The 21,049-nt window shown below is 37.6% G+C and carries 26 protein-coding genes and 1 rRNA gene; 14 read left to right on the plus strand and 13 right to left on the minus strand.

Annotated elements, in window-relative coordinates:
- Positions 1-29: 29 nt before the first annotated feature.
- The 6 genes from CVT15_RS05360 to CVT15_RS05385 form a co-directional block, all read right to left on the minus strand.
- Positions 30-1,540: ribosomal RNA gene (locus CVT15_RS05360) — 16S ribosomal RNA — on the minus strand.
- A 265-nt stretch (positions 1,541-1,805) separates the two neighbouring features.
- The gene (locus CVT15_RS05365; protein WP_107898321.1) at positions 1,806-3,146 is read right to left on the minus strand and encodes a DUF945 family protein; all 1,341 of its coding nucleotides are present in this window, start codon (positions 3,144-3,146) and stop codon (positions 1,806-1,808) included.
- Complete coding sequence (locus CVT15_RS05370) at positions 3,143-3,709, minus strand: DedA family protein (RefSeq protein ID WP_103577200.1); 567 nt, start codon at positions 3,707-3,709, stop codon at positions 3,143-3,145. The genes CVT15_RS05365 and CVT15_RS05370 overlap by 4 nt, the downstream gene beginning before the upstream one ends.
- Positions 3,709-4,305, minus strand: coding sequence for a lipid-binding SYLF domain-containing protein (locus CVT15_RS05375; protein WP_103559257.1), 597 nt, complete (start codon positions 4,303-4,305; stop codon positions 3,709-3,711). The genes CVT15_RS05370 and CVT15_RS05375 overlap by 1 nt, the downstream gene beginning before the upstream one ends.
- Before the next feature lie 9 nt (positions 4,306-4,314).
- Positions 4,315-5,868 carry a ribonuclease Y gene (rny, locus tag CVT15_RS05380; RefSeq protein ID WP_103577199.1) on the minus strand — a complete coding sequence of 518 codons (1,554 nt, stop codon included), beginning with the start codon at positions 5,866-5,868 and terminating at the stop codon, positions 4,315-4,317.
- On the minus strand, positions 5,801-6,433 hold the full coding sequence (locus tag CVT15_RS05385; RefSeq protein WP_103577198.1) for a 5-formyltetrahydrofolate cyclo-ligase: 633 nt from the start codon (positions 6,431-6,433) through the stop codon (positions 5,801-5,803). The genes rny and CVT15_RS05385 overlap by 68 nt, the downstream gene beginning before the upstream one ends.
- 49 nt (positions 6,434-6,482) lie before the next feature.
- On the opposite strand from CVT15_RS05385, the gene CVT15_RS05390 reads away from it, so the two are divergent.
- From CVT15_RS05390 to radA, 4 genes are read left to right on the plus strand one after another with little or no spacing between them, the layout of a single operon-like run.
- Complete coding sequence (locus CVT15_RS05390; RefSeq protein WP_103577197.1) at positions 6,483-7,115, plus strand: TlpA family protein disulfide reductase; 633 nt, start codon at positions 6,483-6,485, stop codon at positions 7,113-7,115.
- Positions 7,115-7,981, plus strand: a complete 867-nt coding sequence (ftsY, locus tag CVT15_RS05395) for a signal recognition particle-docking protein FtsY (RefSeq protein ID WP_103577196.1) — start codon at positions 7,115-7,117, stop codon at positions 7,979-7,981. The genes CVT15_RS05390 and ftsY overlap by 1 nt, the downstream gene beginning before the upstream one ends.
- Positions 7,982-8,021: 40 nt before the next feature.
- Complete coding sequence (locus CVT15_RS05400) at positions 8,022-8,297, plus strand: VanZ family protein (protein ID WP_230853900.1); 276 nt, start codon at positions 8,022-8,024, stop codon at positions 8,295-8,297.
- A gap of 12 nt (positions 8,298-8,309) precedes the next feature.
- Positions 8,310-9,650, plus strand: coding sequence for a DNA repair protein RadA (gene radA, locus CVT15_RS05405; protein WP_103577195.1), 1,341 nt, complete (start codon positions 8,310-8,312; stop codon positions 9,648-9,650).
- Between the two features lie 145 nt (positions 9,651-9,795).
- Here radA and CVT15_RS10000 read toward each other — a convergent pair whose 3' ends face one another.
- From CVT15_RS10000 to fliL, 4 genes are all read right to left on the minus strand, one after another.
- A complete protein-coding gene (locus CVT15_RS10000) occupies positions 9,796-10,176 on the minus strand; it encodes a hypothetical protein (RefSeq protein ID WP_230853901.1) in 381 nt (126 codons plus the stop codon).
- Between the two features lie 209 nt (positions 10,177-10,385).
- Complete coding sequence (locus tag CVT15_RS05415) at positions 10,386-10,622, minus strand: hypothetical protein (protein ID WP_196087873.1); 237 nt, start codon at positions 10,620-10,622, stop codon at positions 10,386-10,388.
- A gap of 144 nt (positions 10,623-10,766) precedes the next feature.
- Positions 10,767-11,111 carry a holo-ACP synthase gene (acpS, locus tag CVT15_RS05420; protein WP_107898196.1) on the minus strand — a complete coding sequence of 115 codons (345 nt, stop codon included), beginning with the start codon at positions 11,109-11,111 and terminating at the stop codon, positions 10,767-10,769.
- Positions 11,108-11,644: a flagellar basal body-associated protein FliL gene (gene fliL / locus CVT15_RS05425; RefSeq protein WP_084042196.1), complete on the minus strand. Its 537-nt coding sequence runs from the start codon at positions 11,642-11,644 to the stop codon at positions 11,108-11,110. The genes acpS and fliL overlap by 4 nt, the downstream gene beginning before the upstream one ends.
- Positions 11,645-11,702: 58 nt before the next feature.
- Here fliL and ybaK point away from each other — a divergent pair, with 58 nt between their 5' ends.
- On the plus strand, positions 11,703-12,185 hold the full coding sequence (gene ybaK, locus CVT15_RS05430; protein ID WP_107898195.1) for a Cys-tRNA(Pro) deacylase: 483 nt from the start codon (positions 11,703-11,705) through the stop codon (positions 12,183-12,185).
- Here ybaK and CVT15_RS05435 read toward each other — a convergent pair.
- Together CVT15_RS05435 and CVT15_RS05440 are read right to left on the minus strand one after the other, a co-directional pair.
- Positions 12,174-13,160, minus strand: coding sequence for an SAM-dependent methyltransferase (locus CVT15_RS05435; RefSeq protein WP_107898194.1), 987 nt, complete (start codon positions 13,158-13,160; stop codon positions 12,174-12,176). The two genes, ybaK and CVT15_RS05435, sit on opposite strands and share 12 nt — an antisense overlap.
- Positions 13,157-13,765, minus strand: a complete 609-nt coding sequence (locus CVT15_RS05440) for a trimeric intracellular cation channel family protein (protein WP_107898193.1) — start codon at positions 13,763-13,765, stop codon at positions 13,157-13,159. Before CVT15_RS05440 ends, CVT15_RS05435 begins: the two co-directional genes overlap by 4 nt.
- A 117-nt stretch (positions 13,766-13,882) precedes the next feature.
- Between CVT15_RS05440 and CVT15_RS05445 the strand changes: the two genes are divergently transcribed.
- Entirely contained in the window at positions 13,883-14,545 is a 663-nt protein-coding gene (locus CVT15_RS05445; protein ID WP_107898192.1) for a lipid-binding SYLF domain-containing protein, read from the plus strand.
- Positions 14,546-14,636: 91 nt separating this feature from the next.
- Here CVT15_RS05445 and CVT15_RS05450 read toward each other — a convergent pair whose 3' ends face one another.
- Positions 14,637-14,846: a hypothetical protein gene (locus CVT15_RS05450; protein ID WP_002942234.1), complete on the minus strand. Its 210-nt coding sequence runs from the start codon at positions 14,844-14,846 to the stop codon at positions 14,637-14,639.
- A gap of 150 nt (positions 14,847-14,996) precedes the next feature.
- Here CVT15_RS05450 and CVT15_RS05455 point away from each other — a divergent pair, with 150 nt between their 5' ends.
- From CVT15_RS05455 to CVT15_RS05490, 8 genes are all read left to right on the plus strand, one after another.
- Positions 14,997-15,443 (plus strand): Fur family transcriptional regulator, encoded by a 447-nt coding sequence (locus CVT15_RS05455; protein ID WP_107898191.1) that lies wholly within the window; start codon positions 14,997-14,999, stop codon positions 15,441-15,443.
- Between the two features lie 101 nt (positions 15,444-15,544).
- Positions 15,545-15,868 (plus strand): HMA2 domain-containing protein, encoded by a 324-nt coding sequence (locus CVT15_RS05460; protein ID WP_021091233.1) that lies wholly within the window; start codon positions 15,545-15,547, stop codon positions 15,866-15,868.
- Entirely contained in the window at positions 15,861-16,511 is a 651-nt protein-coding gene (locus CVT15_RS05465) for a ferritin-like domain-containing protein (RefSeq protein WP_087579348.1), read from the plus strand. Before CVT15_RS05460 ends, CVT15_RS05465 begins: the two co-directional genes overlap by 8 nt.
- A complete protein-coding gene (locus tag CVT15_RS05470; RefSeq protein ID WP_103576352.1) occupies positions 16,504-16,854 on the plus strand; it encodes a hypothetical protein in 351 nt (116 codons plus the stop codon). The genes CVT15_RS05465 and CVT15_RS05470 overlap by 8 nt, the downstream gene beginning before the upstream one ends.
- A gap of 9 nt (positions 16,855-16,863) precedes the next feature.
- Positions 16,864-17,178: a hypothetical protein gene (locus CVT15_RS05475; protein ID WP_021091246.1), complete on the plus strand. Its 315-nt coding sequence runs from the start codon at positions 16,864-16,866 to the stop codon at positions 17,176-17,178.
- Complete coding sequence (locus CVT15_RS05480) at positions 17,178-17,501, plus strand: oxidoreductase (protein ID WP_085658618.1); 324 nt, start codon at positions 17,178-17,180, stop codon at positions 17,499-17,501. The genes CVT15_RS05475 and CVT15_RS05480 overlap by 1 nt, the downstream gene beginning before the upstream one ends.
- Positions 17,485-19,560 (plus strand): heavy metal translocating P-type ATPase, encoded by a 2,076-nt coding sequence (locus CVT15_RS05485; RefSeq protein ID WP_103576353.1) that lies wholly within the window; start codon positions 17,485-17,487, stop codon positions 19,558-19,560. The genes CVT15_RS05480 and CVT15_RS05485 overlap by 17 nt, the downstream gene beginning before the upstream one ends.
- 14 nt (positions 19,561-19,574) lie before the next feature.
- Positions 19,575-21,038, plus strand: coding sequence for an alanine/glycine:cation symporter family protein (locus tag CVT15_RS05490; RefSeq protein ID WP_230853902.1), 1,464 nt, complete (start codon positions 19,575-19,577; stop codon positions 21,036-21,038).
- The last annotated feature ends 11 nt before the right edge of the window (positions 21,039-21,049 follow it).

The raw sequence follows: 21,049 nt of genomic DNA on the forward strand, positions 1-21,049 counted from the left end.
TTGTGAGAGAATATCTATATGTACTCTAGAAAGGAGGTGATCCAACCGCAGGTTCTCCTACGGTTACCTTGTTACGACTTCACCCCAGTCGCTGATTCCACTGTGGACGGTAACTAATCTAGTATTCCGGCTTCGAGTGAAATCAACTCCCATGGTGTGACGGGCGGTGAGTACAAGACCCGGGAACGTATTCACCGTAGCATGGCTGATCTACGATTACTAGCGATTCCGGCTTCATGGAGTCGAGTTGCAGACTCCAATCCGAACTGGGACATATTTTATAGATTTGCTCCATCTCGCGATATTGCTTCTCATTGTATATGCCATTGTAGCACGTGTGTCGCCCCGGACATAAGGGCCATGATGACTTGACGTCGTCCACACCTTCCTCCTCCTTACGAAGGCAGTCTCATTAGAGTGCTCAGCCGAACTGTTAGCAACTAATGACGTGGGTTGCGCTCGTTGCGGGACTTAACCCAACATCTCACGACACGAGCTGACGACAGCCGTGCAGCACCTGTCTTAACATTTCTGCAAGCAGACACTCTTCTATCTCTAGATGATTTGTTAGATATCAAGTCCGGGTAAGGTTCTTCGCGTATCTTCGAATTAAACCACATGCTCCACCGCTTGTGCGGGTCCCCGTCTATTCCTTTGAGTTTTAATCTTGCGACCGTACTCCCCAGGCGGTATACTTAATCCGTTAGGTGCATTACTGCCAAGACTAGCTTAGCAACAACTAGTATACATCGTTTAGGGCGTGGACTACCAGGGTATCTAATCCTGTTTGCTCCCCACGCTTTCACGCATTAGCGTCAGTTGAGTTCCAGCAGATCGCCTTCGCAATGGGTATTCCTGGTGATCTCTACGGATTTTACCCCTACACCACCAATTCCATCTGCCTCTCCCTCACTCTAGATTATCAGTTTCCCAAGCAGTTCTATGGTTAAGCCATAGGATTTCACAAGAGACTTGATAATCCGCCTACGCGTCCTTTACGCCCAGTGATTCCGAGTAACGCTTGCACCCTCCGTATTACCGCGGCTGCTGGCACGGAGTTAGCCGGTGCTTATTCGTTAGGTACCGTCATTATTCTTCCCTAACAAAAGGAGTTTACGCTCCGAAAAGTGTCATCCTCCACGCGGCGTTGCTGCTTCAGGGTTTCCCCCATTGAGCAATATTCCCTACTGCTGCCTCCCGTAGGAGTCTGGACCGTGTCTCAGTTCCAGTGTGACTGATCATCCTCTCAGACCAGTTATGCGTCATAGCCTTGGTGAGCCATTACCTCACCAACTAGCTGATACAATATAGCCTCATCCTACACCGAAAAACTTTCCCTATCTAACTTATGTAAGACAGGAGTATAGAGTATTAGCAGCCGTTTCCAACTGTTGTCCTCTAGTGTAGGGCAGATTAGCTATACATTACTCACCCGTGCGCCACTAACTCATAAGAGCAAGCTCTTACTTGTCCGTTCGACTTGCATGTATTAGGCACGCCGCCAGCGTTCACTCTGAGCCAGGATCAAACTCTCCATATTAATTACCTAGCAAAATTTATTTTGATAGGATTTTATTATGAAGTTTTTAATCAAAAAAACTTTTAGTTTTATTTATTAGTTTGTCTAATCTATTATAAATTATAAAATAATAGACTGGCTCAATCGATCACTTGTTTAGATTTCAAAGATTGACTAATAGTTTAACAATTGTAAGTTAAAAGAACTTTCTGCTCTGCGTTTTGCAAAACAGAAAGTGAAGTATATAGAAGTGATGCTTAAATACAGATAAAAATCAGGCTAATTTTTAAAAACCCATAAAGAAATTTTGAAGTCCAACTTTTCCATTAAATATAATATCTTTTTTATTTGGATCATATTTAAATTCGCTTATTACTTTTTTATCCTCTTCTTTAAAATATCCAGCAGATATCAAAGTAGGCTCAACAAAAGCTACTTCTGGTACTAATGTATCAAAAAAATTCGTCAGACTTTCATCGACACTTATTTTTCCACCAAGAGATAATTTATCAAAAATTTCTGACTGATTTGTTCCCTTTTTAAAGCCATTTACTGCTGCATCCAAATTTAGCTTTAAAGCCTTATCTCCTTTTTTAAAGCTTAATGTATCTATTTTTATACTTGGATTCTTTTCTAAGATTTGATCTATTATCTCATCAAAATTTAATCCAGCTAAAACATTATAATTTTCTTCATTATTTAAATTATTAAGCTTGTCTAATACATTATTTAATGCAGGCACATTGATATTTGCGATTTTGCTATCAAAGACAAAATCTGTATATTTTACTTTATCAACTGCTACTATACCTATTTTTATAACATCGTCTGATCTTCCAAGATCATTTGAGATTTCAAATTTTGAGTCATACTTAAAGTCATCTATCAAAATATTACTTACATCATTAGATGCGAAAGACACCCTTTTAAATTTAACTTTTGCTAGATAAGGTACAAGCTGACTCTCTAAAATTTTTGAAATCTTAACTGGCTCTTTATAACTTGAGTCAACATAAAATCCTTCGATATTTAGATCAACTTTGTTGTACTCACTAAAATCTTTCAAAACAATCTTGTCTGCTTCAACCTTTAAGCTGTTTATACTATCTTTTGAATCAAGCGTCATACCAATCTTTATATCTTTTGTATTAACGGCGGTTTTTTGCTTATCATTAAATTCAATATTGCTAAATTTAATATCCACATCTTTATCGCCAGTTAAGCTAACTTTTGTTTTAGTTGTTGCAATAACATTTGAACCCATAAATGTTGCGATAATGTTTTTAATCATATCGTTTTGAATAGAAATTTTTGAGTCTATTTCAAAGCCATCTATAAAAGCAAGCGCTGTATGAGAAATTTCATTTTCTACTTTAAAAACCAAATCCTCATTTACATTTTTACCAAATATATTTTCCAAAAGATCTTTTGAAACACTAAAATCAAATGATCCTTTTGAGCCAAAAAAACCTTTTTTGTAATTGTTATTAGAAATTTTAAAGCCCTTAATATTATTTAGATCATTCACTATCCTTTGATAGTTTTTCTCCACCTCATTTGAAGCAAAATAAACCGCTCCAATGACTACCACGATAACTACGATTAAAGCAGATATCACCTTTTTCATGCTTTTCTCCTTTTTGTAATATGTTGTAAAAAAAACCAAATTCCAAGCAACAAACAAACCATGGCAAGAGGCATAATATATCCATGCTCGCCAAGATAGTCGCTTGCACCTACAAAATAATCACCCGCTTTAAAGCTGGCAAATCCGATAATGACCGCCCAAAGCACTGACGAGATCGAATTTATAATGCTAAATTTATAAAATGAATACTTCGTAAGTCCAAGCGCGATAGGAACCAAAGTTTTGACGCCGTAGATAAATTTCTTGATAAATATTATCTTATCGCCGTGTTTCTTGGCCAAAATTCCTGCATAAGCAAGCTTTCTTTTATGATTTTTGATATAAGGCATAAGTGAGTTTTTATTAAATCTTGCGACATAAAAAATTAGCGTGTCGCCGATTGTATTTGCCACAGCAGCGACAATTATACTAAGAGTGATATCCATCTTGCCAGTAAAACTTAAAATTCCAGCGGCGATTAGTGCAACCATGCCGCCACCAAGGCTATAAAAAAACAATACAATATAGCCGTATGTTGAAACTGAGTTTATGATATCTTGCATTAATCTCCTAAAAGTTTAGATGCAGAGGCTATTAGCTGTTCATAGGCATAGCCACTTTGCTTTAAAATTTCTTCCCTTGCACTGATGACTGCTCCACCAAAGCTAGCTCCCGCAAAAAACCCATCATTTGCGGCATATGCGTAGATATCACTTGAAAATTTAAAATCGCTTACTTTACTGTAATTGCGTCCAATGTCACCAAAAGCTACTGAAAGCTTCGTATCAAGCGTGATCTTGGCATCTTTAATATCGTGGATAATGCTATCTTTAAATATAAAAAGCACAAGCGAACTATCTTCATATCCAAGCTGTATACCGATGCTACCGCCACTTATGCTAACTGGTAAAATTTCACTTGGCGAGTTAATGTTACCAACAACCATGATGCCATCTCCACCCATACCACCAACTACAAAACCGACCTTTTTAACACTTGGAAAGATGATCGTTGCTTTTGACTGCTCGATTAGCTCTTTTATAGGAGCGTTTCTAGCGCCTCTCATCGTTGTTATAAACGAGTTTGCCGAGTCCAGCACGAGCTCCTCGCTGGCAAAGCCAATTGAGAAAAATAATAAAATTGAAAAAAGAAATTTCATATCTTGCCGTTATTTTGCAAAATCAACAGCACGAGTCTCTCTGATGACGCTTACTTTTATCTCGCCAGGATACTGCACCTTGCTCTCGATCTCTTGAGCTATCTCTTTTGCTACAAGCACTGCTTCATCGTCGTTTATGAGTTTAGCATTTGCTATGACACGAATTTCACGGCCAGCGTTGATCGCATAAGCTTGCTTGATGCCATCTTTGCTTTTTGCGATGTTTTCGATCTCTTCGACACGCTTTAAGAAGCTCTCAAGTACCTCACGCCTTGCACCTGGACGAGCCGCACTTAGTGCATCAGCTGCGCAAACAGCTGCACTTTCTATACTTGTCGCCTCTTCGTGGCCGTGGTGAGCGTAGATAGCGTTAATGACAACTGGATGCTCTTTGTAGCGCTTACAAATTTCTGCTCCAAGATCAACGTGACTGCCCTCGTACTCGTGAGTTAGCGCCTTACCGATATCGTGAAGTATGCCAGCTCTTTTTGCAAGCTTCTCATCTCCGCCACACTCAGCTGCAATGATGCCAGCAAGGTGAGCCACTTCAAGGCTGTGTGCAAGGGCATTTTGTCCGTAGCTTGCTCTAAATTTAAGCTTACCTATCAGTTTTACGATCTCTGGATGAATTTTATTTAGACCAAGATCCATGACGATATTTTCGCCCTCTTCTTGTATACTTTGCTCAAATTCTTCAGTCACTTTTTTGTGAAGATCTTCTATCCTCGCAGGTTGGATTCTTCCATCCTCTACCAAAAGCTCGATCACTCTTGTTGCGATCGCACGTCTGTAAAGATTGAAGCTGCTTAGTATGATCGCGTGAGGCGTATCGTCGATGATGATATCAACGCCAAGCACCATTTCAAGGGTCTTGATATTACGTCCCTCTTTGCCAATGATCCTACCTTTTAGCTCATCGTTTTTAATATTTACGACATTTATCAGACGCTCAGCCGCAAATTCTCCAGCAAATCTTGACGTAGCCTGCGCCAAGATGTAATTAACTCTCTTTTTAGCCTCTCTTTTAGCCTCTTCTTCATATTTTCTGACGATGTGAGCGATATCTGCACGAGATTTTTCCTCTACTTTTTTTAGCACAACTTCTCTAGCCTCTTCTTCTGTTAAGCCAGCTGCGTGCTCAAGTACCCTAATAGCCTCTTCTACTTTATTTTGATAAGCAGCCTTTAAATTTAACCCCTCTTCGTAAGTTATCTTTGCGTCTTGCTTATCTTTTTCAAAAAGCTCTTTACTTTCGTTTAAAAGCTCTTGCTCATTTAGCAAAATTTTCTCTTTTTTGGCTAGTTCATCAAATTTACTCGCATACTCTTTTTGAAGCTTTGTTGTTTTGTCATCGTATCTTTTTTTAGCCTCAAATTCAGCCTCTTGTACTGAAATTTTAGAATTTTTAAGCGTTAGTTCAGCTTCGTACTCGATAGCTTTTGCCTTTGCTTTTGCTTGTTCTAAGAAGATGTTGTAGTTTGCATCATTTATCTTTTTAGCGTATAGATACCCTGCTCCAACGCCCGCCACACCGGCTCCTAAGCCTATTAAAACCTCTATCATTTATTCCTCTTTTTATATAATTTTTATTTGGGGTTATATAAAAGTCTGCTACCGCGTCTTGTGCATTTGAAAGCACATCTTTGGTGTAAAAGTCTTTTATCTCAAGAAAAACTATCCGTTTTGGCTTAATAGGCAAAGAGTCAAAAAATCTATCATAAAATCCTTTTCCATGCCCTATCCTAGCCATAGCTCCATCCACCCCAATCGCTGGAACTACTGCCATATCAAGTCTAACATTATCCATTTTTTTGCCAGATGGCTGTCTGACGTTAAATTTATAAGTTATAAATGGCAATCGCAATCTTACCATCTTTAAGCTAAGACCTACCATAAAAGGGGCAAAAATTTCACATTTACGTAATAAATTTCGTTTGATTTTAAGCACATCGACCTCGTAGTTAAGCGGCAAATAAAACAATACTTTCTTGGAATTTGTAAAATTTATCAAATTTAAAAGAGTTTTTGTAGCTTTATAATGTGAGCATTTAGCCTTAAATTTAGTAAGTTGTATCAAATTTGCTCTTGCATTTTTTCTAAATTCATTTTTTTCTAAATTAACGCTCATTTTATGCTCTTTCTTGTATAATCCTGAAATCTTATTCAAAAGGAAATTTATGACATTAAAACGAGCAATTATAACATCACTTTGCCTTTTTGCCTTTTTTGGATGTGGCGACGAGAACAAGCAAAAAAACGAGCAAAATACAAGCGAACAAACGCAAGGCAAAATTTTAGATAAAAATGCTAGCAAAGATGAAAATTTAAGCAAAGACTCACTCACTCCAAAAATGAGTGAAAATGCCCAAGAAAACGAGATAAAAGAGATAAATCTAAAGCTGCTAAGTGGCACAACTATGCAGATTACAAAAAGAAGCAATGGCTTTGACGTAAAAGATGGTAAAAAAGCGACTCTTTACGTATTTTTCGCCACTTGGTGCCCTCCTTGCAAGGCTGAGATCCCACACTTAAATAACCTAAGCGAGAAATTTAAAAACGAACTAGATATCGTTGGTGTGCTACTTGAAGACAAAAGTGAAGATGAGGTGAAAGATTTTGCTCAAAAATATAAAATCAAATACGAAGTCGCAGTTGGTGAGGGAAATTTTTTATTTGAAAAAGCGATGGGCGGCATAAAAGGCTTGCCTGCGTCAGCACTTTTTAAAGCAAATGGCGACTACGTTCAAGGCTACATCGGTCTTGTACCTGAAGAGATGCTTGAAAATGACATAAATAGGGCAACAAAATAATGCTTGATTTTCTAAAAAAAGGCTTTGAGAAGACTTTTGGAGCGATAAGCTCAGCGAAGAAGTCAAAAAAGATAGACAAAGAGAGCTTAGAAGAAATTTTACTTGAAGCTGACGTAGCTTACGAGATCGTGGAAGAAATTTTATACTACTTGCCGCCACAAGATGAAGTAAGTAGAGCCGATCTTAGACGCGTTATGAGTAGCTATTTCATCTACGAAAACGAGCGTGTGATCGAGCCTGATAAGCCATTTGTCGATCTCATCCTTGGCGTAAATGGCGCTGGCAAGACGACAACGATCGCAAAGCTTGCAAATTTATATAAAAATAACGGCAAAAGCGTCATTTTAGGCGCTTGTGATACATTTAGAGCTGGAGCGATCGAGCAGCTACGCCAGTGGTCAATTAGGCTAAATGTGCCAATAGTCGCCACCCAGCAAGGGCATGATCCTTCAGCTGTTGCTTACGATACGATTAGCTCAGCCCTTGCAAAAGGCATCGACCGCGTTATCCTTGACACAGCCGGCAGACTTCAAAACCAGACAAATTTAGCAAACGAGCTAGAAAAGATCGTTCGTATTAGCAAAAAAGCTTACGAAAAAGCGCCTCACCGCAAAATTTTGATTCTTGATGGCACGCAAGGCAATGCCGGAGTTGCGCAAGCGAAAGCGTTTAACGATATCATCTCGCTTGATGGTGTCATCATCACAAAGCTTGATGGCACTGCAAAGGGTGGAGCGCTATTTGGCGTGGCAAGAGAGCTTGAGCTACCTATATTTTATATAGGCGTTGGCGAAAGCATGGATGATATCATCAAATTTAACCCAGATGAATTTTTAGACGAGCTGATGGACGCTATTTTTGAGTAGAGTGAAATTTCTTAGTAAAATTTGCTTTTTTATTGCTCTTTTGGCGATCGATTTTCTTGCATTTACTCCAAAAAGTCCTGCGATCATCGAAAATTCGTGGGACAAAGCAAACTATTTTTTAGCTTTTTGCGTCCTATACATCCTGCTCTATCTTGGCTATGAGTTTAAAATTTTTAAAAATTTAGCCCTGCTTTTAGCCTTTGGTGTGCAAATAGAACTCGTTCAAGCATTTTTACCAAACAGGAGCTTTAGCTTGCTTGACATCGTGGCTGACATGATTGGAGCAGCTTTTGGAGTGATAGTAGTTGAAATTTAAAAAGGATAATTTATGGCAAAAGCAAAGCCAGTTTTTGAGTGTCAAGCCTGCGGTAATCAACAGGCAAAGTGGCTAGGCAAATGCCCACAATGTGGGGCTTGGGATAGCTTTGTCGAGCTTAGCCAGCAAGAGATAAAGATAAGCAAAGAGATAGCAAAAAGTAGTGGCGCACCTAGCAAAGCCATAAGCATAGACGAAGTTGAAATTCAAAATTTTACGAGATTTAGCACCAAAGATAGCGAGCTAGACCTTGTTCTTGGTGGTGGCGTTGTTGAGGGCTCGCTTGTTTTAATAGGCGGTAGCCCTGGCATTGGCAAATCAACATTGCTTCTAAAAATCGGCTCAAATTTAGCAAAAGACGGTAAAAAAACGCTCTATGTAAGCGGCGAAGAGAGCCAAAGCCAGATAAAAATGAGAGCTGATAGGCTAAATGCTGTGGATAAAAATTTATACCTATTAACTGAAATTTGCCTAGAAGATATCATGCTAGAGGTGCAAAAGAGCGACTACAAGGTGCTAGTCATTGACTCCATTCAAACGCTTTATAGCCAAAATATAACCTCCGCGCCAGGCTCGATCACGCAGGTTCGTGAGATCACGTTTGAGCTAATGAGGCTTGCAAAGAGCCAAAACATCTGCGTTTTCATCATCGGTCACATAACCAAAGAGGGCTCGATCGCAGGGCCTAGAGTGCTTGAACACATGGTCGATGTGGTACTTTATTTCGAGGGCGACGCGAGCAGAGAGTTAAGAATTTTGCGTGGATTTAAAAACCGCTTTGGATCGACAAGCGAGGTTGGCATATTTGAGATGAGCCAGCACGGACTCGTGAGCGCAAACGAGGTTTCTAGTAAATTTTTCACGCGTGGCGGAGCGATGAGCGGCAGTGCGATCACCATCATAATGGAGGGCTCAAGGGCGCTTAGCATCGAAATTCAGGCACTTGTTTGCGAAAGCGCCTACCCAAAACGAAGCTCAACTGGCTTTGAAAGAAACCGCCTAGATATGCTGCTAGCACTTCTTGAGCGAAAGCTAGAAATTCCACTTGGGCACTACGACGTCTTTATAAACGTTTCAGGTGGCGTTAAGATAAGCGAAACTGCAGCCGATCTAGCCGTCATTGCAGCGATAATCAGCAGCTTCAAAAACCGCCCTATCAGCAAGGACAGTGTATTCATCGGCGAGCTAAGTCTAAACGGCGAGATAAGAGAAATTTTCAACCTCGATCAGCGCCTAAAAGAGGCAAAAATGCAGAAATTTAAAAATGCGATCATCCCAAACAAACCGCTTGACACGCAAGGGCTAAAATGCTTTTACGCAAAAGATATCACGCAAGTGCTTGAGTGGATGTAAATTTATCTTGCCAGCAACTTAATATCAATACTTTGCTGGCTAGTCCATGTTTTTTGAAATTTATCTTTTGTATAGGTCTGAGAGCATCTATGCTTTTTCTTTGAAATTTAAATTATAAAAATTCTATTCTTTGCTTATAAAATACCTATGCCCTCTTATCTACTTTAAGCTTTGCCACTTTTTCTAAAATTTCAAACATACTCTTGCCGCTATCAAATTCACTCTTTATAAATTTATAAAGCTCTTTAAATCTCTCATCAGCTTCAAGCTTATAGGTGTAAGATTTTTTAGTAACTTGTATAGGTGTAAATTTCTTCTCTTTGGCATTGTCTTCTTTTTCAAGATTATCTATATTCTGAATACCTTTTTCATTCATCTCTTTTAGTATATTGACAGCATTTTTAGTATCTTCGCCAGATAAAGTTATATTAAACCGCTCTTTTAATACATATTTAGCCCACTCCTCTTTAAACTCATCAATGCTCATATCGCTATCAAGCAGATCAATAGTCCTTGAGTTTTGCATAAATAGCAAATCGCTATCGCCACGATATTCATTTAAAAATTCATTTACAGTGTATGGGGTATCTCTTAAAATTTTTGGCTTATCATTGTCTGGTTTTGCTTGCTGACCTTGTATATACTCTACAAATAAACCCTTGCTTTCATTTATGAAATTTTTAAGATCTGATAGCTGCTCACTTGTAAAGCCAGGATCATAACCTCTAAGCTTTCCTATGATAGTGACTTTTGCTTCATCGCCCTTTGTAAAGCCAGATAGTGGATATATGTGCCTATCATAGCCGCAGCTTGAGCTTTTCTATCAAGCCTTGCATATTCAGGAAAGCTCATACCATATCCCATATCGTTACTAAGTATCTCGTTTATATCGTTAAATTTAAACCCCATCTCTCTTGCTATGTTCTCTCTTGAGAGGTAGTTAGTAGTTGGGAGGTTATTAGAAATTCGCATTTTACTATCCTTAGTCTCTTTAGCTCCACTCAATCTTAATTAAAGATATCGTCTTTTCTTTAAAAAATTTTATAAAAATACGTTTTTTAAATTTATCAGAAGTAGTTAAAAGATATTAAAAAGCTTTGTAAAAATGTATAAATTTTAGACAATCATCACTGCAGCTACAGCAAAACCACCGTCGTGAGTTATGCTAAGGCTTGCTTCTTTGATATTAAAATTTGTATAAATTTTTGGGCTAAATTTTATCTTTGGTGCATTTTTTGTATCTTTACTTATAGTTATGTCTAAAAAGCCACACTCTTTGCTGATGCCCACACCAAGGGCTTTGCTAGCTGCTTCTTTGGCTGCCCAAAATCCAGCCAAAGTTGCATCCTTTTTTGCTAGTGCGATCTCATCATCGCTTAAAAATCTTTTTAGAAAAAGCTCGCCATAACGAGCTTTAAGTCTAGAAATTCTATCTATTTTAATGATATCAATACCTATCATTGAACCACAAAATCAGTAAAAAATATGTTTTTGATGTAGCCATCATTTAGCACTTCATTTAGCTTGCCCACGATCTCGTCTTTTAGCCTATCTTTGCCTTTTGCAGTGCTTACTTCTTCGTAGGTTTTTGACGAAAGTGTTCTTATAATAATATCTCTTAAAAGTGCTTTTTTCTTATCAAGCTCAGGAGTTAGCAACTCATCGCTTTGCTCCATATCAATCTTGGTTTTAAGAAATCTTGAGCCATTTTCGCTAAGCAAATTTACAATAAACTGATCAAGCGGATATATCGGCCCCATATTTGAATAGTCATTACTACCATGCTTTGCCTTATTTTGAGCTGGCATGGACTGCGTTTGAGTCTGAGCTGGTGCTTGCATCATGTTTGCCTCTTTTGGCTCGTCAGAACTAAGCATCAAAAACGCAACTAGCCCTCCAATAACTAGCAGCAAAACAAATATCGCAATGATAATTATCATTAATGCACCATTGCCACCTTTTTTTGCTTTTTTCTCTTCAACTTCTTCAGCCATCTTTCCTCCTTTAAGTTTTGGCTATAATTATACAAAAAATTCGCAAAAATGAGAAAAAATGATACATAAAACAAATGCTGCTAGAGCTTTAGACAAGCTAAAAATTAATTATGAAATTTTAGAGTATGAAGTTGATTTGAACGATCTTTCAGCCCTCCACGTAGCAGCTAGCACCAAGCAAGATATAAAGCAAATTTATAAAACTATCGTTTGTGAGTGTGAGCCTAAAAATTTCGTTGTTGCTTGCTTGCAAGGCGATTTGGAGCTTGATCTAAAAGCACTTGCTCACGCGTGTGGCGCCAAACGCTGCGAGCTTATAAATTTAAAAGACTTAGAAAAGATCACTGGCTACATCAGGGGTGGCTGCTCGCCGCTTGCTATGAAAAAACACTTTGCAACATTTATCGATGAACGTGCAAAAGAGCAAGAATACGTGTTAGTAAGTGCTGGAGTGAGAGGCAAACAAATCAAAATAGCACCAAACGATCTTTTAAAGGCTTGTGAAGCCAAATTTGCACCTATCGCTAGGCTAGCTCTTTAAAAACTCTATAAATTTAAATTTCTCTCCCAAAAACTCAGGTGAAAGTAGAAATTTTGCTTGTTTAACTGCATTTTCATAGGCTTGCTTGCTACCTTTTTCAAGCACCAAAGATAAAATTTCATCCACACCAAAATCACAGACTAAAGCTTCATTTTGTTTTTTAAATTTAAGCATCTTAAAGCCAGCCTCACAAAAAGCCTCTTTTACTTGCTTAAAGCAAAGGCTATATGTTAGATCCGATCTTTTAAAGTATAACGCGAGGTTTGAAATTTCAAATAAAGAAAATACTTGATGGTTTTTAAAAATTCTTAGGCTAAACTCATTTTTTGGCTCAAATTCGCCGTAATCAAAGCTTAAAAATCTCACCTTTTTTGCTGCATTTGCAAGCTGGGTTGCAAATTTAGCGTAGCTAGTTGATATCTCGCCCTTTTTTATGCCAAATTTCTTTGCAAGAGCTAGCAAGTTTTGATCTGCTTTTTGCCAGTGAAATTTTAGATCACTATCCACAAAAAGCATATTTTGCCCCTCTATCACCTCACAGCTAAATGCGTCAAGTAGCTCATTTGAGATGACAAAAATTTCATCAAACGAGCACTCGTCTAAATTTTTATAATGTCTTATTTTGACATCATTGCCAAAGCGCTTTGTAAAAGTTTCAAGCTGCTTTTTCCTTAAATTTTCGTGAGGCTCAATGATAATAAACTCTAAATTTTTTAAGATCTCTGGCTCAAGCGTAAAAATTCCTTGCGCAAAATCAGCAATCGTATCGCCAGAGTTTGTGCCGATCTCTACGACCTTGCAAGAGCTAGAAATTTCGCCGTTTCTAAGCAGCTTTAAAAAGTAGTTCGCAAGGCAAACACCAAAAAGATAGCCAACGCTTACATTTGTGTAAAAATCGCCCTTTTTGCCGATATCTACGCCAAACTTATAGTAGTTTTCATTGACCCAGATATCAAAAAACTCGCTAAATTTCATAGATCAGGTAGCTTCCAGCCTCTATAAAATGCAAACATCCTAACCGTAATGCCAGCAGCAAGCAAGAGCATAGTAAAAAAGATATTACTAAGCCCAAGATGATATAGCACAAAGTAAGCAAGCCCCACACCAAGGCTTATAGTGCCGTAAAGCCCAGTGCGTAAAAACCATGGAATTTCATTTAGCAAAATATCTCTTAAGATACCGCCACCAACGCCGTTAAAAAAGGCGATCATCATCACGCCAAAGATGTTATAGTTGTACTCAATAGCAACCATTGCTCCAACGATCGAAAAACAGATAACATCGATCGCATCGGCGAAGATGAATACAAATTTTCGCTCCAAACCTTCTCTTTTTATGTGTAAATTTGCCACTCTTGAAACAATCAACATAAAAATAACAACACTTACTGGCATATAGTGCGTAAATGAATAAACTGCCCTACCAACAAGCATATCACGCATGATACCGCCACCAAGTGCGGTCAAAAATGCAGACAAAAAGACTCCAAGCCAGTCGCACTCCTTTTTTACTGCAAATAAAAACCCACTAAGTGCAGCTGATGCGATACCGACGTATTCGACAAAAAGTATCAAACTCATATTTTTCCCTTAAAAGGTCGCATTTTATAATGAACTCTCATAAAAAATCATTAATAATATTTTTACCATTAGTTTATTTTAGGCTATAATAACGAAAAATTTAAGGAAGGAATTTTAATGAAAAGACTATTAATCATATTTCTTGCTGGTTTATTTTTCACGCCATGCTTAAATGCTGATGTGATCCAAAATCAAAAGCTAAAAAATGCAATAAATATTTTAAACGCTTTTGGTACAAGAAATTTAAAGCCAAACACTAAATTTGAAGGCATAAAAGCGATTGCCATAATCCCTGATGTGACAAAAGCAGGCGCTATCGTTACTGGCTCAACAGGTAAAGGCGTTTTTATCGCTAAAAACGATGATGGTGAATGGTCAAGCCCATTTTTTGTAAATTACACATCTGGTAGCATAGGCTTACAGCTTGGTTACAGCTCAGCTGACATGATTATATTATTTAAAAATTCAGAAGCTTATGCAAATTTATTTAATGCAAAAGATACGATCAGTCTAAAAGCAGAAGCAACTGGTGGCATTGGTAACGAAGTAGCGATCACAAGTGATTTGCCTGAAATTTCAGCATTTGCTGAGGAGCGTGGCAAGACAAGTGGTGCTTTTGTAGGAGTTAGCTTAGATGTGGCAAGACTAAAAATAAATAGACAAGACACAAATGATTACTATGAGCGAATGTATGATTTTGAAAATATCTACAATAATAGCCCAAAAGCTAGTAAATACACACTAAAATTTAAAGAAATAATCTCAAAATACTTCTTATAGCTCAAATTTCTTGGCTCATTAAGTGGGTCAAGGGCTCTTTTTATTTTTACTTTTTTGATTAATTTTATAGAAGTTATGGCTTAGCTTTTTGCTAAACCATAAATAGTGAAACAAAGCGTTTTTTAGGGATTGGAGAAAATTGGGTCATATACTCAAACGCTTCTTCGTAATCGCCATCTGTATATTGTGCAACTTGCTCGATAAGCTCATAAAGCTCCTCGTCATCCATAGAATCAAAACTGCCTCTATTTTCTAAAACCTCTAACAAAACGGCGTCTAATTCAAGCTCGTCGTAAGTCATTTTATTCCTTAATTCTGATTTAAAAAATGCGACACTATACCAAAACAATCTTATAAAATACTTTACTTGTATTTCGTATTAAATTTTATGCTTTTTTTATATGTAAGGTTGTAAAATCCTAACATTCATTATCATTTTAATTGGGTTTTTGTGGAAAATTTTGAACTATTTTATAAGCATTTTAAAGAGTTTTTAGAAGCCTTTGGGCAAAAAAAATCAGATATAAAAGAGCAAATTTTATATGTGCTTTTTACCAGCAACTCTCATCTAAGTGCTCAAGAAATTTCTTCAGAAATTTATAAAATATATAAAAATGAAATTTCAATGACTTCTATCTACTTATTTTTAAATTTTCTCGAAACCCACCATCTAGCAAATTCCTTTGAGGAAAATGGTGTAAAGAAATTTGAGTTAAATTTAAAATCCTCTCACGATCATTTGATATGTGAAATTTGTGAGAAGATAGTTGATTTTGAAGATGAGATGATAGAGCAAAGGCAAGAGCAAATTTGCAAAGAAAAAAATTTTAGCGAGCAGTCGCATACCATGATACTTTATGGCATTTGCAGTGATTGCCAAAAGAAAAATGGAAATTAAATTTTATCATTTCATTTTACTTTTTGATAATGAAAAACAAAAAAATTTCAGATTTATTTAAGCTGTGAAATAGATAATACGCAATTAAAAAAAGGATGAAAATGGATATAAAAACACAAACTTTAGCACAAGTTGCAAGCTATTTTTCAATGATAGCTCACACAAACGGCAGACTAAGAGTAAGAGTTAGCCCAAAGATAAAAGAGCTAAGTAGTAGCGTAAATTTAGCTAGTCTAGATGATGTTATAGCTCAGATAAATGGTATAAAAAATGTAAAATTTAACAAGCTAATCGGCTCTGTAACGATCGAATATGATCATGAAATTTTTCCAAAAAACCTTTGGGAAGATCTCTTAAAAGGGCAAAATTTAGAAGAGATCTCAACTAGGGTAAATGAAGTTGCAAAAGAAGTGAAATATGCTTAATGAACTTTTAAATGCATCATATACCAGCGAAAAGAATGCACTTAGCTTATATGAAAATTTAGCTTCATTTGGTGATGTTTTTAACGAGATCGCAAATATCAGAAAAAATGCGATCATCTTGATAGAAAAATTTGCGAGTGCTCATGATTATGAGCTTGCTTGCGAAAATGAAGCTATATTTTTGCCAGCAAAAAATAAAGAAGATGCGCTGATACAAGCTTTAAACTATGAGTTAGAACTAAATAAAATGTATGAAAAATTTTGTGAAAGCTTAGATGATGAAGAGCTAAAAGATCTATTTTTTAGACTTTGGGCTACTTCAAATAATGAATATGTCACCTCTTTAAAACAACGCTTAAAAGAAATTTATAGTGGCTGCGAAATAAAAAATGAGCTAAATTTAAATGAAATTTCACAAAATTTTGAGCAAAATGGCATAACAAATATTTTAGAAAACTATCAAAACGACTTTAATGAGATAACTAAAAGCTTGCAAAATATCGCAAGTGGCAAAGCTGATAAAAGCGAGTTAGCAAAGATAACCAATAATCCAAATTTCTCGTTTTTTAGCGGACTTGCGCTTGGGGCATTAGGCATTTCAGTAGTTAGCAAAAATTTTAATAAGGATGAAGAAAATGAATAATTTACAAAATCAAACAAAGAAAGGATTTAAAATGGCATTACCATTTTTAGCAGGTTTAGCAGTAGGCGGTTTAGCAATAGCTGCTTGGAATAAAAGAGATAAGATCAAAGAGTACGCCCAAGATGGCTTTGATAAAGGCAAAGAGGCCGCAAAAGATCTTTACAAAAAAGGTAAAAGTGTTGCAAAAGATGCAAAAGACTTTATAGTAAAAGAAGAAAAAAAAGCAAAACGTGGTGCTAAAAAAGTAGAAAAAGAGGCTGAAAATGTGGTAAAGAAAACAAGAAAACCACGCGCTAAAAAGCCAGCCGCTCCAAAAGCTATCACACCAAACGATATAGCTTAAGGATAGAGAATGCAAGAAAATAGTCTTTTTACACTTTCAAGCACAAGACTTCCATTTGATCACTTCATCAGCGGTGCTTTAATCGCTGGTATGGGTGCAGCTGCACTTGGCTTTAGCGACTATCTAAATAATAGAGCGACTAAAAAAGATGTCGCTAAAAAGATAGCAAAATACGCTGTAACAGGTGGTTTTGTAGGTGCTGTTGGCATTCATGCTTCAAATTTAATAGCACAAAAAAAATATCTAAATGCGGCAGCTTTTACAGCAGCTGGCATCGGCGGTCTTTTGATAGCAGAAAAACTAATAAAATTGGAGAGTAAATAATGAATAACCCTTACATCAACGAAGAAAACGTAGCAAGTGAAACTGCAGCTAACAATGTAGCAGCTACTCAGCCAAGTGCAATCGATAATGCAATAAACAATGCAGCTCAAAATTTACCATTTGTACCTGAAAATTTTAATGCTGCTGGCTTTGTAAAAGGCCTAGTTTTAGGCGGTATCGCAGCTTATGTACTAACTAATCCAAAAGCACAAGAGTGCGTATTTAAAGCGATTATCAAAGGTGGCGAGCTTATAAATGCTGGCATAGAAGAACTAAAAGAGCGTTTTGAAGATGTCAAAGCAGAACTTGACTCACAAAAATAAGATCACTCTAGCTCACAAGAGTAAAAATAGAGCGAGGTTTATTTGCGAGAGCCTAAACGCTAGAAGCGACGTCAGCGCTATCGAGGCTGCGATCTCAGAGCGAACTGATGCACTAAGTGTTCGTGTAAATAAATACGCAAAAAGCATTATCGTTGAATACGATAAAAACTACGATAAAATTTTAAACTTTATCAAGAGCTATGAATTTCCAACAAAGGCAAAAGATCCAAATTTGCCAAGCAAGGCAAATATCTATAAGGCTGCTGCTGCACTTGGCATAACGCCATTTATGAGTAACAAAACTCTAAAATCAGCCGTGACTCTTTACGCCACAGCTCCAAATCTAATAGAAGGTGCAAAAGAGCTAAGGCATGAGGGTATCACTTCAAAAGTGCTTGAGGCAACTGCCATTGGTACTAGCCTAGCAATGGGCGATCATTTAGCAGCAAATAGCACAAATTTGATGATAAATATCGGCGAATATATGGAAGAAAGTGCTAGCCACAGAAGTGATGATCTCATCAAAGAGCTAGCAAAACCAAATATCGAAGAAGTCTGGGTCGAGAGAAATTTAAATGGTGAAAAGACGCTTGAAAAAGTAAAAACCGAAAATTTAAAAAAGGGCGACATCGTAGTAGTTGGAGCTGGTGAGACGATAGGTGTTGATGGTTATATCGTTGAAGGTAATGCCGATGTAAATCAAGTCTCAATGACCGGAGAGGCTGAGCCTATACCAAAAGCTAGAGGCGACCGTGTTATAAGTGGCACCGTGGTTGATGAAGGTAGGATAAAAATTTGGGCTGAAAATGTAGGCAGCGACACAGCGACAGCTAGGATCAAAGAGTACATACAAACTTCACTCAATGAAAAATCAGCCATTGGTGTAAAAGCGTTAAAACTAGCTGATAAACTTGTGCCTGTTACGCTCTCGCTTGCTGGACTTTCATACATTATAAATAAAAATATGAATAGCGTTGCTAGCGTACTTCAAGCGGACTACTCTTGCGCATTAAAGCTTGCTACACCAGTTGCTTTTAAATCAAGTATCTCAAAAGCTGGTAGAAATGGCATTCTTGTAAAAGGTGCAAAGGCGATCGAGGCTTTAAGTTCAGTTGATACTTTTGTATTTGACAAAACTGGCACTCTGACACATGGACGCCTAAGTGTAGTTGAAATTTACTCATTTAAAGAGGGCTTTTCTCAAAATGATATATTAAATTTAACTGCAAGTGCTGAGGAACACTACTTTCATCCAGTAGCCGAAGCAATAGTTGAAGCTGCAAATAAGCGTGGTTTCCACCATATTCATCACGATGAAGTTGAATTTATTGTAGCTCATGGCGTAAAAACTGCGATGCACGGCAAAGAGGTAGTTATCGGCAGTAGACACTTCTTAGAAGATGACGAGATGATAAGCTTTAAAGCTCATGAAGCTTTAATAAGCGAAGCATTAAATAGCGGTTTAACCTTACTCTACGTAGGATATGATAAGGAGCTGGTCGGCGTCATTGCTATGAAAGATGATATGAGAGAAAACGCAAAAGACATGGTGGCAAAACTACGCAGTCTTGGCGTAAAAGAGGTCGTCATGCTAAGCGGCGACATCAAAAGCAAGGCTGAAGAAGTAGCACGTGAGCTTGGACTTGATAGGGTCTATGCGGAGTGCTTACCAACAGATAAAGCAGCTATTATCGAAGAGCTAAAGAGTGAGGGCAAAAAAGTAGCCTTTGTGGGAGATGGCATAAATGATGCTCCAAGCCTAACTAAAGCAAATGTGGGCATAAGTATGCACAAAGGTGCTGATATAGCTAAAGCGACGGCTGACATAAGTCTTTTAAAAGACGATATCATGAGCGTAGCTCTCGTAAAAGAGCTAGCAAATAAAACAATGGATTTAATTAGCTCAAATTTCCGCTCAACCGTTGGCGTAAACACAGCTATACTAAGTGCTGCGACACTTGGTATGTTAAATCCAATAGCAACTGCCATGCTTCATAATGGCACAACGATTTGGCTTTTATTAAATTCAATGAAGGGTGTAAAATTCAAATCAAAATAAATTTGAAAGGGTAGATGGTGCTTGATAGTTTCTTAAGTTTTTTAAACGGCAAAATGGACGTAGCCAACGACTTTTTATATGGATATTTTTTAGTCATTATTCTTGTGGCTACGGGAATTTATTTTAGTTATTTGACTCGTTTTGTGCAGTTTAGGATGTTTTTTGAGGCTTGCAGAGTCTTAGTAGAAAAAAAAGACAAGTACAACAAGCACCATTTAACGCCATTTCAAGCACTTATGATCTCGACTGCTTCGCGCGTTGGTATAGGCAATATCGCTGGAATTTCAGCAGCTATCGTCGCGGGCGGTCCGGGTGCTCTTTTTTGGATGTGCTTGATGGCATTTTTAGGATCAGCTTCAGCTTTTATAGAGAGTACACTTGCGCAAATTTATAAGACAAAAGACGTTTTTGGGTTTAAAGGCGGTCCAGCTTATTACATCAAAAATGGTCTTGGTATAAAATGGCTGGCTTCGCTTTTTGCGGTAATTCTCATCATCACCTACGCATACGGCTTTAACGGACTTCAAAGCTATACAATGACATCAGCTTTTGAAATTTACTACGACAAAGCTGGTAGCAACGTTAGCTTTGCACAAAGCGGACTACCTGTTGGCATCGGCCTTATACTTACGGCATTTGCGGCGGTTATGTTTTTTAGCAAAAGCCACATCATCGGTAAAGTAAGCTCATACATCGTGCCTTTCATGGCACTTGCCTACATCTCGCTAGCACTTATTGCTATCGTTTTAAATTTCAAAGAAATTCCTGATGTTGTTAAGATGATTTTAGAAAATGCCTTTGATTTTAAAGCGATATTTGGCGGATTTGCTGGCAGCGTGATCGTAATAGGCATCAAAAGAGGCCTTTTCTCAAACGAAGCCGGTATGGGTTCAGCTCCAAACGCAGCAGCCGCAGCACATACTAGCCACCCAGTAAAACAAGGCCTAGTTCAAGCAATGGCAGTCTTTATAGACATGACGATATGTATCGCTTCTGGTATGATCGTGCTATTTTCACAGGCCTATCTTACGAAGCAGACTGGCTCAAGTGGCGAGGTGCTAACAGCACTTCCTCTCGTTCAAGCCGCAATGAAAGAGTATTTTGGTGAATTTGGAGTTCATTTTACCACTCTTGCAGTCGTACTTTTTGCCATCACTTCGCTTATTGGCAACTACTACTACGCTCAGGCAAATATGAAATTTTTAACCAAAAACCACAAGCTTACGTTGCTATTTAAGATAACAGCTGTCGTTATGATATTTATTGGTGCTCAGATGAATTTAAAGCTCGCTTGGAATATCGCTGATATCACAATGGCTGCAATGGCAACTATTAATATTATCGCTATATTCCTACTTTCAAAAGTAGTGATAATAGCAGTCAAAGACTACGAAGCTCAAAGAAAAGCTGGGCAAAATCCAGAATTTGACCCAGAAAGTCTTGGTATAAAAAATACAAGTTGCTGGAATAAAAACTAAATGGAGAAGAA

Origin of the sequence: Campylobacter concisus (assembly GCF_003048595.2) — a bacterium.
Lineage (GTDB): Bacteria > Campylobacterota > Campylobacteria > Campylobacterales > Campylobacteraceae > Campylobacter_A > Campylobacter_A concisus_L.